The organism is Synechococcus sp. MIT S9220, assembly GCF_014304815.1.
Taxonomy (GTDB): Bacteria; Cyanobacteriota; Cyanobacteriia; order PCC-6307; family Cyanobiaceae; genus Synechococcus_C.
The window spans coordinates 194,922-209,906 of record NZ_CP047958.1; the positions used below are offsets into that span (position 1 = coordinate 194,922).

General features: G+C 36.6%; 13 protein-coding genes. All 13 read left to right on the forward strand.

The window, feature by feature from the left end; all coding sequences use genetic code 11:
- Positions 1-991: 991 nt before the first annotated feature.
- The 13 genes from pseB (at position 992) to SynMITS9220_RS00970 (ending at position 14,978) form a co-directional block, all read left to right on the forward strand.
- Positions 992-2,011: a UDP-N-acetylglucosamine 4,6-dehydratase (inverting) gene (gene pseB / locus SynMITS9220_RS00910; RefSeq protein ID WP_186990104.1), complete on the forward strand. Its 1,020-nt coding sequence runs from the start codon at positions 992-994 to the stop codon at positions 2,009-2,011.
- 11 nt (positions 2,012-2,022) lie between these two features.
- Positions 2,023-3,204: a UDP-4-amino-4,6-dideoxy-N-acetyl-beta-L-altrosamine transaminase gene (gene pseC, locus SynMITS9220_RS00915; RefSeq protein WP_186990106.1), complete on the forward strand. Its 1,182-nt coding sequence runs from the start codon at positions 2,023-2,025 to the stop codon at positions 3,202-3,204.
- Positions 3,205-3,209: 5 nt separating this feature from the next.
- Entirely contained in the window at positions 3,210-4,292 is a 1,083-nt protein-coding gene (locus tag SynMITS9220_RS00920; protein WP_186990108.1) for an N-acetylneuraminate synthase family protein, read from the forward strand.
- 6 nt (positions 4,293-4,298) lie between these two features.
- Positions 4,299-5,261 (forward strand): Gfo/Idh/MocA family oxidoreductase, encoded by a 963-nt coding sequence (locus SynMITS9220_RS00925; RefSeq protein WP_186990110.1) that lies wholly within the window; start codon positions 4,299-4,301, stop codon positions 5,259-5,261.
- 3 nt (positions 5,262-5,264) lie between these two features.
- Positions 5,265-7,325 carry an aminotransferase class III-fold pyridoxal phosphate-dependent enzyme gene (locus SynMITS9220_RS00930; protein WP_186990112.1) on the forward strand — a complete coding sequence of 687 codons (2,061 nt, stop codon included), beginning with the start codon at positions 5,265-5,267 and terminating at the stop codon, positions 7,323-7,325.
- 5 nt (positions 7,326-7,330) lie between these two features.
- Positions 7,331-7,858, forward strand: a complete 528-nt coding sequence (locus tag SynMITS9220_RS00935) for a GNAT family N-acetyltransferase (RefSeq protein ID WP_186990114.1) — start codon at positions 7,331-7,333, stop codon at positions 7,856-7,858.
- Between the two features lie 178 nt (positions 7,859-8,036).
- Positions 8,037-9,149: a UDP-2,4-diacetamido-2,4,6-trideoxy-beta-L-altropyranose hydrolase gene (pseG, locus tag SynMITS9220_RS00940; protein ID WP_186990116.1), complete on the forward strand. Its 1,113-nt coding sequence runs from the start codon at positions 8,037-8,039 to the stop codon at positions 9,147-9,149.
- Positions 9,149-10,189: an N-acetylneuraminate synthase family protein gene (locus tag SynMITS9220_RS00945; protein WP_186990118.1), complete on the forward strand. Its 1,041-nt coding sequence runs from the start codon at positions 9,149-9,151 to the stop codon at positions 10,187-10,189. The genes pseG and SynMITS9220_RS00945 overlap by 1 nt, the downstream gene beginning before the upstream one ends.
- 22 nt (positions 10,190-10,211) lie before the next feature.
- Positions 10,212-10,706: a GNAT family N-acetyltransferase gene (locus tag SynMITS9220_RS00950; protein ID WP_186990120.1), complete on the forward strand. Its 495-nt coding sequence runs from the start codon at positions 10,212-10,214 to the stop codon at positions 10,704-10,706.
- A 45-nt stretch (positions 10,707-10,751) separates the two neighbouring features.
- Positions 10,752-11,816 carry a DegT/DnrJ/EryC1/StrS aminotransferase family protein gene (locus SynMITS9220_RS00955; protein WP_186990122.1) on the forward strand — a complete coding sequence of 355 codons (1,065 nt, stop codon included), beginning with the start codon at positions 10,752-10,754 and terminating at the stop codon, positions 11,814-11,816.
- Positions 11,813-12,439 (forward strand): trans-aconitate 2-methyltransferase, encoded by a 627-nt coding sequence (locus SynMITS9220_RS00960; RefSeq protein WP_186990124.1) that lies wholly within the window; start codon positions 11,813-11,815, stop codon positions 12,437-12,439. The genes SynMITS9220_RS00955 and SynMITS9220_RS00960 overlap by 4 nt, the downstream gene beginning before the upstream one ends.
- A complete protein-coding gene (locus SynMITS9220_RS00965) occupies positions 12,436-13,125 on the forward strand; it encodes a WbqC family protein (protein ID WP_186990126.1) in 690 nt (229 codons plus the stop codon). Before SynMITS9220_RS00960 ends, SynMITS9220_RS00965 begins: the two co-directional genes overlap by 4 nt.
- The gene (locus SynMITS9220_RS00970) at positions 13,125-14,978 is read left to right on the forward strand and encodes an ABC transporter ATP-binding protein (RefSeq protein ID WP_186990128.1); all 1,854 of its coding nucleotides are present in this window, start codon (positions 13,125-13,127) and stop codon (positions 14,976-14,978) included. Before SynMITS9220_RS00965 ends, SynMITS9220_RS00970 begins: the two co-directional genes overlap by 1 nt.
- Positions 14,979-14,985: the final 7 nt, after the last annotated feature.

Genomic DNA, 14,985 nt, shown 5'->3' on the forward strand with positions numbered 1-14,985 from the left:
GACCTCATAATTTTCGAGATGTTGGATTGCATGCTGATCAGGAGCGATCTACATGTCTGTGTATCCACCAGTAGCTCCAGTTGAGCTTGATGCTGCTCACAGACCGAATTGATTGTGGTCTGCTCTAGATTCACAAACTTCTCATCCAGCATGGCTCAGGCTCACTGGATTGGTGGTAGCCAGACTACTTATACAGCTCTTGGCAGATAGCAAGAGAGCACCTGAGAGTCTCGGGATCTCTGGGCTGCTGAACATCACTTCAAGTCCAAGGAGCGCAGAGGTTCTCGCACCGATTTCCCGACGTTTCAACCACGTAAAATGTATTGGTGATCCATTTGACCAATCTAAGGAGAGAACGTCACTTAATATTTCCCCAAGAATGTGAAGCACGTATGCCACCTTTGCGAACTACGAGTCGTTATCTCTAAAAGTCCTAGTCAGGAATAATGCCCGCCAATAAAGCGGCTTTGTAATTAAATCGCTTTGGTAGAGCTGAAGTTATCATTTATTCTAGATCGAACCTATGTCGATGAAAACCAATCAAGAAGAACTTCCAGCAAAAGATGATCCTCGGGCCGCAAATTTCCCCCTTGGCAATTATTATTTGACAAATAAACTACGCCGTGGCAAGGGATTTGCAGTATTTTTTAAATTTAACAGATAAAGCCTTTGGTTGGTCAATTTCAGGTTTCGAAAATGCATTAGAGAGTGGAATTAAATTGTTGACGCTGAAGTTTGGCTGGCATATTTAATGCGTAAGTAGTTGTGATCGTTAGGGCGTATAAAGACGTAACTAATGCAAGCGCTTAGCCGTGAAACAAAAAGAAAAAATAATGCTATTAATCAATAAAGGAAAAATCTTAAAAAATAATTAAAAATGCTTTTAATTTATTCAGATTTGAGCTAACAATAACAATTGCTTTAAAGGCATGCATGCAATGGTAATATTGCAATCTAGGCTACTACTGGTGAAATTCACTGCTTTTGCTCAATGCCATTTGATTCTTCGTCTAAAATACTTATTACTGGCGGTACCGGAAGTTTTGGAAGAGCATTTCTGGCAAGAATATTGTCCGATTGGCCAGATATAAAAAGAATTGTTATTTTCAGTAGAGATGAACTAAAGCAATGGGAGCTTCAGCAGTTATACCCATCAACTAAGTACCCACAATTACGATTTTTTTTAGGTGATATAAGAGATCAGGCAAGGTTGCGATTAGCTCTCAGTGGGATTGACACTGTTGTTCATGCAGCAGCTTTAAAGCAAGTTCCAGCTGCTGAATATAATCCAATTGAATTCATTAGGACTAATGTCCTTGGGGCAGAGAATATCGTACAAGCTTGTTTAGATACAGATGTAGAGAGGGTTGTTGCTTTAAGCACTGATAAAGCATCTGCACCTATTAACCTCTATGGCGCTACAAAGCTTTGTTCTGACAAGCTTTTTGTAGCTGCTAATAATATGAAAGGTAGACCTACTATTAAATTTTCCGTAGTGCGATATGGGAATGTAATGGGCTCTCGTGGTTCAGTTATTCCCTTCTTCATTGATAAAGCAAAAACCGGTGTCATCCCCATAACAGATCAATCTATGACACGTTTTAATATCTCACTAAAAGAAGGAGTTGATATGGTCTTATGGTCTTTAAAAAATGCAATTGGTTCTGAAATATATGTACCAAAGATTCCTAGCTACAAGATCTTAGATTTGGCTAACGCTATAGCTCCAAGTTGCGAAAAAAAACTAGTAGGCATAAGAGCAGGAGAGAAAATACATGAGGAAATGATAACTGCGGCTGATAGTCCGACTACATTTGATAACGGGAAGTATTATGTGATATTACCTCCTGGTGCTAATGCAGTTGATCCCTTTCGTGAGAAGGGATTGCAGCTGGACAGAGTAGATGAAGGATTTAGCTATAATTCGGGAACTAATCCGGAGTTTTTAACTGTTGATGAGATTAGATCTTTGATTCAACTCCATGTGGATCCAAACTTTAGACCTGTTTAGGTTGCATTTATATGGAAATTAATTCGGCTCATCTTCCTTACGGCAAACACTTGATCGATGAAGATGATCTTGATGCCGTTCTAAATGTTTTACGTGGATCAGCTCTTACTCAAGGTCCGAAGGTTAAGGAATTTGAGGATGAACTTGCAAACTTTATTTCGTCAGACTACGTAGTCGCTCTTAATAGCGCAACCAGCGGTTTGCACCTGACGTGTTTAGCCTTAGGTATCGGTCCAGGCGACATTCTGTGGACTACCCCAAATACCTTTGTAGCATCTGCCAACTGTGCTTTATATTGTGGGGCTAAGGTCGATTTTGTAGATATCAATCTACGCACAGGTTTAATCTCAATTGAAAAATTAGAAGAGAAGTTAAAAATTGCAGAAGAACGTTGTTGCTTGCCAAAAGCAATAGTTGTAGTTCATTACGCGGGCACTAGCTGTGACATGGAGTCAATTTCACGGCTTAGCAAGCAATACCAATTTTTCGTAGTTGAAGATGCTAGTCATGCTATTGGAGGAAGTTATAACGGCAGCCCAGTAGGGGCGTGTAAATTTAGCGATGCGACAGTATTTAGTTTTCACCCTGTTAAGATAATAACCTGCGGGGAAGGAGGAGCTGTCGCAACAAAATCCTTTTCTTTAGCAAAAAAAATACGTTTATTGCGATCACATGGAATAACAAAAATTTCCGAAGATTTTGAAGATTCATCCCCTGGTGATTGGAGATATGAACAGCAATATCTAGGATTTAATTATAGAATGAATGACATCGAAGCAGCTCTAGGACTTAGTCAAATCAAAAAACTAAAGAGATACGTCGATTGCCGAAATAAAATTTATCAAAATTATCTTTCATTATTGAATGAGCATGACCAGCTGCAAATGCTGGAAATCCCTCAAAAGGTATATTCAGCCCTTCATCTTTCAGTGGTACGCATCTCTGACTGCGACAGTAGAAGATATAACCATATTTTTAATTTCATGCGCTCCAACAATATCGGAGTCCAACTTCATTATATTCCGGTGCATACGCAGCCTTTTTATTTACGATTAGGCTTTAGATTGGGCCAGTTTCCGGCATCTGAAGAATTTTCTCATAGCTCACTTTCATTGCCAATCTACCCAGGACTATCCCTTGAAGACCAAGAACGTGTTATAATTACATTAAAAAAATCACTCACATTATTTTAAATCTCATGAATTTACAGCGTAATTTAAAAGTCGCCAATAAGGTTATTGGAGATAATCAACCAGTATTTATTACTTATGAGGCAGGTCCTACCCATAATGGCATTGAATCTGCAATAGCTCTTGTAAGAGAAGCTGCAAAAGCTAATGCTGATGCCATTAAGTTTCAAATTTTTGATCCTGATAAACTTGTTAGCGATAAAAATCAATTATTTAAGTATTCAATTTTAAAAGATAAAAATACGGGTCAAACAGAAGATATTAGTGAGCCTCTTTACGATCTATTGTTACGTAGATGTCTCACTCAAGATGAATGGAAAGTCGTTAAGAAAGAAGCAGATAATCTTGACCTTGCATTTTTTGCAACTATAGGTTTTGAAGAAGATCTTAAATTATTGCAAGACATTAAATGCGATTCCGTTAAAATAGCTTCCGCTGATGTAGATCATTATCCCCTTTTGAGGTTAGCCGCAAGATCAGGTTTAAATGTTCAATTAGACACAGGTAGTTCTGAACTGCCCGAAATTATCAACGCAGTTAAAATCCTTGAAGACGAAGGATGTAATTCAATTATAATACATCAATGCCCTAGTGGATATCCTGCAAGAATACCTAGTATTTGTTTGAGAATGATCCCTACTTTACGCGAAACCTTTCCTAATTATCCGATTGCATATTCTGACCATACGCCAGATGCTGATATGGATATAGCAGCTGTTGCATTAGGAGTAAATATGATTGAAAAGACTATTACTTTAGACAGAACCACAAAAAGTGTTGAACATATTTTTTCACTAGAGCCACCAGAAATGACTTCTTTTATTAAACGCATTCGTGATATAGAAAATGCTCTTGGATCTGACAATCGATTAATATCTTTAGATCAAAAACTCAACCGCAAAATGGTTAGAAGAAGTCCCTACGTGACCCAGTCCTACTCAAAAGGAACGTGTGTAGCAGAGATTAATGTCGAGTTTCGACGACCCGGTATTGGTATTTCCCCGGCTGAGTTTGAATCTATCCGCTCCCTCAAAACGGCGAATAATCTCGAGAAAGACTCGGTCATTAGAATCGAAGATATTCAATTTTGATTAAAGATGTTAGTTTTAGTAGATGGCTTTGGATCTATTGGAAAGAAATATGTTCAAATGCTAGGAAAGCTATGTGACGTACATATATATGACCCGTATATAAATCCAAGCCACTGCTCATTGCCATCTAATTGTCTATTTATAAATGAATTATATTCAAAATCAATTACCTATGATTATGTATTTATCTGCTCTCCTACAGGGACACATGTAGACAAACTTGACTTTTATCAGTCTGTGGCAAAGAAAATTCTTGTTGAAAAACCGTTAGCTATTAGTCTTAATGAAGTTAATAAGTGCCAACAGATGATAGAGTGCAACTCAAAATTATCTGGCAAAACAGTCGTATCAAGTCCACGCAGATTCTCTACTTCACTAGGGATACTCTCAGGTGAATATACCGATATTCTTAAAGATGCAAAATCAGGATTTTTCAGGTTTTCTCATTCCTTAAGAAGGATGAGGGGGCCTAAATGGAGAAAAAACTATATTTTTGATCCTGACTTGATGTACAGATATCCCTTGGCTTTTGATTGTATTCATGAGCTAGATATTGCTTCTAGTATATTTGGACAAATTGAATCTTTGGAAATCATTACCTCGAAGACTCATATTTCTAATACAGTTGACTTGCACTATTCTTTGCATGTAAATCATCATGGAGGCTCTAAAACCTTTCACACTTTTGATTATAATTCTGACGTCAAGATTAGAGAAATGAATATAGTCGCAGAATGTGGCACGTTTAGCTCATTTGAAATTGGCAAGGATTCTACAAATGTTCTTATAAGTGTGTGTTACGACCACGATGATGGAATTTCGGCTTCGCACTCAAATAGGCAGTTTGTAGCTAATGATACTTCTTTTGAGGCGCAATTTAATCACTTTATAGATTCATCTTTTGATATAAAACATTTTTCCACTTTAGATGATTCTTTGTCTATTTCAAAAGCACTCGTAAATGCTTGAATTATGAATGATCAAGCCTACTCTCCGACTTTTGAAAATCTGTCTGTGATCTTGCAAGCCAGAACAAATTCTTCACGTCTTCCGCGAAAAATATTTGCGAAAATTGGGAGTTTATGTGTATTAGAGATTATTGTATCCAGATTAAATAAATCAAAATATATCAATGACATTATTCTTGCGACAACTGATGACATTTCTGATGACTCATTATCAAATTTTGCAAGATCTCTTGGCCTAAGGGTTATTCGAGGATCCAAAGAAGATCTACTTGACCGATTCGAGCTTGCTGCGAATATTGCACAAAATGATTTATTATGTAGAGTAACAGGCGACTGCCCATTGATTGATAGCAGCCTTATCGACTCTGGTTTTGAATTATTTCAATGTGAAACACCTGATTATCTTTCTAACGTTAATCCTCCAACCTACCCAGACGGTTTAGATTTTGAATTATTGACAAAGTCGGCTTTTTATCGCTCTCTACCACTCGCCAAAAATTCTCAATTCTATTTTCACCCAACTGAATTTATAAGGAACAGTGATTTATTTCGACAAGTCAACATGTCTGCATCAAATGATAATTCTGAATTTCGACTAACTATCGATGAACCCGAAGATCTTTGCGTTATTCGTCAGTTAAGTGACTTGGCAGGCCCCTTATCTGAAATCTCTTATCATGATATTCTTAAACTGATACGTGATGATCATCCTATTTTTAGACACAATCTGATGCATGTTAGAAATGAAGGTGCAAATACAAGTCAAGGTCAAAAACTTTGGAAAAGAGCTAAGCAACTAATACCTGGAGGAAATATGCTTCTCTCCAAGCAACCTGATCGGTATTTACCTGATCATTGGCCTGCGTATTTTTCAAAGGCTAAGGGTTGTAATGTTTGGGACTTAGATCATAACAAGTTCACTGATATGTCAATTATGGGAATTGGCACAAATATCCTGGGGTACGGTCGTGCCGAGGTTGATGATGCTGTTTTAAACTCTGTGAAGAATGGAAATATGTCAACGTTGAATTGTCCAGAAGAAGTTTATTTAGCACAAAGGCTGGTAGACATTCACCCCTGGTCTGACATGGTTAAGTTTGCTCGGAGTGGTGGTGAAGCAAATGCTATTGCTATACGTATTGCTAGGGCTGCTACTGGTCGGGATAAAGTTGCCATATGCGGATATCACGGTTGGCATGATTGGTATTTGTCTACCAATTTGTCTTCGCCGACCGGATTGAAAGGACATTTGATGAGAGGTTTGGAGATTAGCGGTGTTCCCTCTGTTCTTAAAGGTACATCTATACCTTTCGAATATAATAAAATTGAACAATTAGAAGCTATCTTTTCTGACAATAAACTTGCGGCAGTTAAAATGGAAGTTGAAAGATCATTTCCACCTGAGCCTGGATTCTTAGAATCCGTGCGTAGTTTGTGTGATAAAAATAATACTATCCTCATATTTGATGAGTGCACATCTGGTTTTAGGGAATGCTTCGGTGGGCTTCACTTGAAGTATGGCGTTACTCCTGACATCGCTATGTTTGGCAAGGCTTTAGGTAATGGTTACGCGATTACCGCTGTAATTGGCAAGGAAGCTGTTATGCAGGCAGCGCAAGATACATTTATTAGTAGTACCTTTTGGACAGAGCGGATTGGCCCCTCTGCTGCCTTGGCTACATTAGACATAATGGAGTCTGAACAATCTTGGGATTATATTTCTCAAGTAGGCAAAGACTTAAAAGCATCATGGAAAAGCCTGGCTGCTAAATATCAACTAGATATTGATATTACAGGTATCAACCCCTTGCCTTCATTCAGCTTCAAAAGTGAAAAATCTCGCTTCTATACCACATATATCTCTCAAGAGCTTTTAAAGGAAGGCTTCTTGGCTTCTGATTGTTGCTATGTCTCAACTGCACATACTCAAGATATAGTAAATACTTACTTGTCATATCTTGAAAAATCATTCGCTAATATTGCTCTCTGTGAGACAGGAGAAGTATCTATTAAATCTCTACTTAAAAGTAGACCTGCTATTTCTGGTTTTGCTCGACTTAATTAAGGTAAATGCAAGATATATTCTCAAACAGGCTTGTTCTTCGTCCCTTTGGCACACATAACATTACTGTGTCTTATTTGAAGTGGATGAATGATACTGATGTTAATCAGTTTCTTGAATCACGATTCACCGACCACACCTTTGAATCTCTTAGAGAATATTACGATCTTGCTATAAAAAGTGGCAGTTTTGCATGGTTTGCTATTTATTTGGCTCAATCTAACCGACATATCGGAAACATCAAAATTGGTCCTATAAATAAGTATCATAACGTCTCGAGTATTGGACTCTTGATTGGAGAAAAGGATTGTTGGGGGAAAGGCTACGCGACTGAATCAATTTTGACAGCAACAAATTGGGCTTTTGAAAGCCTTGATCTGTTTAAAATTACAGCTGGAATTTATACGAATAACATTGGTAGTTTGAAAGCGTTTCAAAAAGCTGGTTTTCATGTAGAAAGTGTGTCTAAGTTAGAGGCTTTGTTCTGCAATAGTCGAGTTGATGTTATTAGTTTGGCTAAATTCTCATCGGGTTGATTTGTATTATGAATTCCCAGAGTATTCTTGTCGTTGCTGATCTTGCTGCATATTCCCAAGAGATGCGTGAATGGCTCCATAGTCGTTCGATAAAGGCAGTAGAGCACCTTGCTAGATATAGAGGCTCCCAAGTCGGTATAGAGGCGGCTGAGGCCTTTATGCCTTTTCGTAGCAGCCAATGATAACGGCTGTATTTAGATGTGATGCCAATGAAGTGGTTGGTAGCGGTCACTTATCAAGGTGCTTTAACCTCGCAACTTATTTGAAGACCAATGGTGTTCAGTCATTTTTCGTTTATTCGCAAACTGAATTCCCTCTTATAAATAAATTACAGTTTGAATTTAAATTTATTCCGCTTAAATCTTCGCGTGATTACACACTATCAGATAGTTCGTTGATATCCAAGGATCCGCTAGGTATTTCTGAAGAAGACGATGCCACGGAGACTTTCAATAACCTTCTTTTGTCTAATATCTCCTGCGTTGATATTCTTATCATCGACCACTATTCGATTTCTAAAGTCTGGGTCTCTAAATTTCTGTCTTTATGTTCTGCCAAAAAAATCAAATATCCTAAAATAATGATAATTGATGACTTGGCCAATCGAGACTACTTATGCGATATCCTTTTGGATCAAAATATCGTTAGCAAATCTGCAATGACACATTATGATTCTCATACTCAACATGGTACTGAAATACTTAGTGGACCTAAGTATGCTCTTTTATCTAGTGAATATCAATCCATACGAGCAAGTATTCCGATACGGAACTTCTTGTCGAGAATATTGATCTATTTTGGATCTACAGATCCTGACAATTTGCTTTTAAAGACTTTGCAGGTTGTTTCATCTGATTCTTTTTTGTCTATATGTTTCGATATTGTCATTCCTCTAGCTGATCTTGACAATAAAAATGTTTTAACTGCTTATGAGAATCATCCAAATTTTGTCTTTCATAATCCCTCTTCTTCCCTCGTCTCCCATATTGCAAGAGCGGACTTAGCTATTGGCTCCGCAGGTTTTACTTCATGGGAGCGATGTTGCTTGAAGCTACCTTCCATTCTTATTAAGAACGGCGATAATCAATCTAACAATATACTTGCTTTAGTTGATGCTAACGCCTCGATTGCTATTAATGACGATAGCTTCTTTTCCGTAAATCTCTTCAACAGCCTTTTCGCTCTTCTTAGCGATACTGATCAGCTGAAGTGTATGAGTAAAAATGCTGCTAATATACTAGAGGGAGTAGGATGTAAATTGGTGTCTCAAGAACTGCTCAAATCTCTCTGATGTTGCCCTCTTTGCTACAAAACTCAATTTACAAGAACCCACTTATAGTTGCGGAAATTGGTATTAACCATAATGGCGACATGGGTTTAGCCTTTGAAACAATAGCGGCTGCTTCTGAATCTGGCGCGCAGGCTGTTAAATTCCAAAATTATAAAACTGAGGATTTCATCACTGATAAATCAATACCGTTTGAGTATAAATCCCAAGGCAAAATTATTGTTGAGTCCCAGTATGAAATGTTCAAAAGATGTGAGCTTACCATTGATCAGCTTTCACGTCTGAAGGAAGAATGTGATAAATACGATCTATTATTTCATAGTACTCCTACAAGCATCCATGGATTGAATGATCTGATTTCTATTGGTTCTTCAATAGTTAAAAATGGATCTGATTATTTAACTAATATTCCTTTAGTCAGGGCTATGGCTGAATCTAATCTTACAGTTGTTCTTTCTACCGGTATGTCTACTTTGTCTGAAATTGATAAAGCTGTTAATGAGTTTCGTATAGCAAAGAATCCTAATCTTATTTTACTCCATTGTACTAGTTCTTATCCTACGAACCCACAAGATGTCAATCTTAGACGTATTAGATCCCTTGAAAATGCTTTTGGATTTCCAGTTGGCTTTAGTGATCATAGTGACGGATTAACGGCTGCCTTAGGTGCTTCAATATTAGGTGCTTGTTGGATTGAAAAACACTTCACTTTAAACAAGGATTTACATGGCCCAGATCATTGGTTTTCCATGAACCCAGACGAATTACGTACCATGATTGGAAGTATAGATACTTTAAAGTTAATGCTCGGTGATTCTTCAATTGTACCAACAACTGTTGAATTAAGGTCTAGGGAACAATATCGACTTTCTTGTGTTGCTTCTCGCGATTTACCCGAAGGTCATAAAATTTGCGAAGAGGACATAGTGTTTCATCGCCCAGGTACAGGTTTGCCACCGACATATTCTGATCTATTAATAGGTTTGACGTTAAAGGCACCCTTGGGCAGAGGTACTCAATTAACACTCAGCTGCTTCAATTAAACACTCTTGTATTCCAGTAATAATGAAAATTTCACTAATTAGAGCTGATAATAAGCATAAAAGAGTGCTATACGATTGGCGAAATATTCCAGAGATTGTAAAGCTTGGTAGTTCGAATAGTAAAGTGACTTGGGATGAGCATTCTGAATGGTTCGATGAGTTAATTGTTGACCCCCAGCGTCTTCAATTAATAATATTGTTGAATGGCAATATGGCCGGTCAAGTTCGCTTCACTTACGATTCTAACTATAAAGCTGCTACTATATCTATTTTTATTTTACGCAATTATCGTGGCCTTGGCTTAGGTAAGCTAATTATTAATCAATCTTGTCTCTATGCGATCTCCTACTTTGAGTCGCTGATGTATATTACTGCTTCTGTTCTTAACTCAAATCTTCGCAGTTTAAATACTTTTAAGAGTGTTGGATTTGTTGAAAATACAATTTTTGACTGTCAGCACAACCGTTCAACAGAGACTTGCTTTTTGTTGAAAGCCTCAGAAATTATAGACACCTAATGTTTAACAATGATTGCTCCCATCACTCGCTGACACCATCATCAAATGTCCTCTAGTCCAATTATTCCGCATAATTCAGTTCACGTTGACAGCAAACACATTGAATCTGTTATAGATACTGTTTCTAGTGGTTATTGGGCAGGTGGTGATAGGTTACTCTCACTTGAACAGTCACTCTCTCATTATTTTTCTGTCAGTTGTTGTGTTGGAGTTAAGAGTGGTTATTCAGCAATTAAACTTTCACTTATTGCTTTAGGTGCTGGTCCAGGTTCTTTAGTTCTTTTGCCAGCTTACTCGTGTGTTGCGTTAGTCAATGCTATTTTAGCTATCAATGCAGTTCCTATTCCCATTGACTGTAGTTTGCATGATTGGAATATTGATCCTTATTCAATACCATCTGAGCTGCATCATAAAAATCACTTCTTAATTGCTGTTAATACCTTCGGATATCCATCAAATGTTGATTGCTTGGTAAAACTAGGATTCAGAGTAATAGAAGACATTACTCATGGTTTTTCTTTTACTTATAATCGAAAACTAAAGCATTACTCTCCTTGCCTGAAAGGACACATATGCATTACATCTTTTTATCCGACGAAGCTAATTTCAAGTGCTGATGGTGGTGCTATTTTTACTAATGACTCAGCGGTTAAGTCAAAAATTTTAGAACTTAGGAATTATACAGATTTAATGCCATCAAAATATAATTCAAATGAGGTACTTAATAACCTTTCCGCTGCGTTAGCTTGTGTTAGCCTTGATCGCTTAGATCGTGACCTGAGATTGCGCAATCATTTATCTCAACAATATTTATATTCACTCAAAGCTAACCCACAAATCAATCATTATCCCCCCTCTGATATCCCTAGGGTTTGGTACCGTTTTGTCCTTCAATTAGTTCATTTTGACGTTGATGATATTATCAACCGATTACAAGAATATGGTGTTCTCGCAGCAAGACCTGTGGAGAATTGGATTGATGATGTAGAATATAAATATCCAAACGCGCACAAACTTCTTCAATCTTCTATATCTCTACCACTCTATTGTGGATTAACTATCCCGCAAATTCAACGAGTTTGTACCTCCTTAATTTCATCACTTAAATGAATAACTCTGACTGGTCATCTAGTGTTCAATCTATTCAGAAATATTACAGATCTTTATATGCCCAGTATGGCGATAATCCCCGCAGTTGTGATTACGGTTTGCCAGAGTCTCAGATCACAAAGTTTAAAGCTATAAGTGAAGTCGTCGATTTAAATAATAAATCGCTCTTAGATGTCGGATGTGGCTTGGGTAACTATTATGAGTTCATAAATTGTCGATTTGAAGGCGTTTCTTATAATGGAATTGACATCTGTGACTTTTTTATTGAAAAAGCGAAGATCAATAATCCAGGTGTTAACTTTTTCGCATCAGATATTTTTTCTGATCAATATCAACCCAATTCATATGATGTTGTCACAGCTAATGGTATTTTTTATCTACTTAAAAAATCCCCCGTTGATTTTATGAATTCGCTAATTTCACGGATGTTTTATATCGCTTCTACTGCTGTAGCTTTTAATTCTTTGTCAACTTGGTGTATTGATAAAGATGATAATGAATTTTATGCCGACCCATTTTTTACTCTAGATTTCTGTCGCACTCTTACTCCTTGGGTGACATTAAGATCAGACTATCACTCTCGGGACTTTACTATTTATATGTTCAAAAATCGTCAGTTATGAAAGTTTCAATTAATCAACCTGCATATTTGCCTTGGCCTGGTTATTTTGATCGCATCAACAAGGCTGACCTTCATATTGTTTTAGATCACGTACAATTTGAAAAGAATAGCTTTGTTAATAGAAATAAGGTTCTTCAAAAAAATACGCCTATTCTTCTTACAGTTCCTATTAAAACAAAGGGCTCTTTCGGTAATCTTGCAATAAATAATCTTGAGATCGACAATAGCAAGAATTGGCGCAGAAAACATCATCAAACAATCTATGCTTGCTATAAAAAGACTGAATATTTTGCAATTTACAAGGATTTTGTGGATAATCTCTTTTCATCATCTCATTCTACCTTTTCAGATATCTTGTCCTTCAGCCAAGATAATCTTCTTGAATATTTAGGGATTACTACTCCCATTGTCTACTCTTCAACTTTAGATGTTTCTTCAACTAAATCTAATCTCATCTTAGATTTATGTAAAATGTTTAATACTACTGAATACTTATCAGGGCCTTATGGTATTAATTACTTAGATGAAGATTCCTTTACTGCTAATGGAATTTCTGTTTCTTACCACCATTATATGCAACAGTCCTATCCTCAAGGCACGGGAAATTTTATTCCTAATCTTAGTATTTTAGATATGATATTTAATTGTGGACCAAATAGTTTTCAATACCTTCCATCATTAGATTAATGTCTCTTTTAAGAATTCTCTTTAGGTACCTAAAAAGAAAATCTTTGTCACCCTCCTTAGAAGTACTCTTAATTGTTGCAAAAGCTAATCAAGTTGCATTGTTTTGTATTTTTCTTGGCTCATTTTTAAGCGCACTGCTTGAGTCTGTAACTTTACTGGCAATTTATTCTCTTATCGAAGCTATATCCGTACCATTGAGTAATTATAACTCTACTTTTATTCTCAAGCAACTAACGTCATTACTTGGTAGTTTGTATTTTATTCCTTCAATTGCTTCTAACTTGCGTGCTTTTGTTATTGCTGCTGTTTTATTATTGCTTATTTTGGTGCTCATTTTACAGGCTGGTTTTAGCTATTTAAGTGAGTTTTCAACAGGTATTTTTGCAGCAAGATCCTCAGTGGCTGTAAGCAGCTCTATTTTTGCCGGAATATTGCATACTGATTTGTCATATATTAACAAGCTCAAAACTGGTGATTTGATATCCTACGTTGAAAAATCTTCACTTGCCATACAAACTCAGGTAAATTGTTATGGCAACATAATGACAAGTTTTCTGCTCTCTACAAGTTATATTATTATTGCTCTTTCATTGTCTCCATATATATCTTTAATTGTTTTAGTTATGGGGTTGGTGATTTATTCAATTCAGCATTTTGTGCAGCCTAAAGTCAATAAATTTTCTTCTAAAATGGTTTCCTCACAGGTTAAAGTATCAGAATCTCTAGTTGAATATCTTTCTAATCTAAAGCAGATATACCTGAATGACACTAGATTATTAGCTATAGAGGATTTTGAAAAATCATTGAGTGTCTATTGTAGATCACAAATTAAGCATTTTTCTTATTTTTCACTTCAGTCACCCTTAGTCAGCACTTTACCGCAGGTTTTAATTATATTCGTAGGCTTTGTCTATTTACTTAATTCGACAATTATTCCTTCATCAATTCTTCCTTTACTTGCGACCTTTCTGCTTTCAATTCAAAGACTTAACGGGAGACTTAATATCTTATTCAAGAATTTTACAAAATTAGCTAGTAATCTCCCAAGTATGGAAAGAATTGATGACATACTCAAGCTCTCTCACCAATATCCGTTTCGTTCTGCCGGCCTATCTCCTCCAATCTCTCCTAATATTTCGATATCATCATTGTATTTTACTTATCCATTATCTACACATCCTGCACTAACAGACATTAATCTGTCTATTCCTTTTAATACTACATTAGCTTTGATTGGTAAGAGCGGAGCCGGCAAATCAACTCTTTTGGAACTCATATCTGGTTGGTTTTTACCTGATTCAGGTCATGTTAATTTAAATGGTTGTTCATTGCTATCCATCAGTCAGGATCAATGGCTTAAGAATATCTGCTATGTTCCACAGTCACCATCTTTGTTTAACGCTACTATCGCTGAAAATATTTCTCTTTTAAAAGATTATGACGCAAACTTGCTATCTAAAGCATTAGCTTACGCCAATTTAGATGATCTAATTTCTTCGTTGCCTTTAGGTGTAAACACCATTATTCAGGAAAATTCTTCAAATTTCAGTGGTGGACAAGTTCAAAGAATTGCCCTTGCTCGAGCATTTTATAAGCAGCCAACTATACTTTTATTTGATGAACCTACAAGTGCACTTGATCAATCTAACCAATCCTTGATATTTAATTCACTATTAGAATACCATCAAAATCATCTATGTACTATCGTTGTGGTTACTCATGATATTAAAAGTGCCTCTAGATTTGACAATATCATTGGTTTAGATAGTGGTTCTGTAATATTTCAGGGCTCACATACGGAACTCTCCTCTTACTCACAAGAATATAGTCGCTTATGGCATGAATGTTCATAGCCCCTTT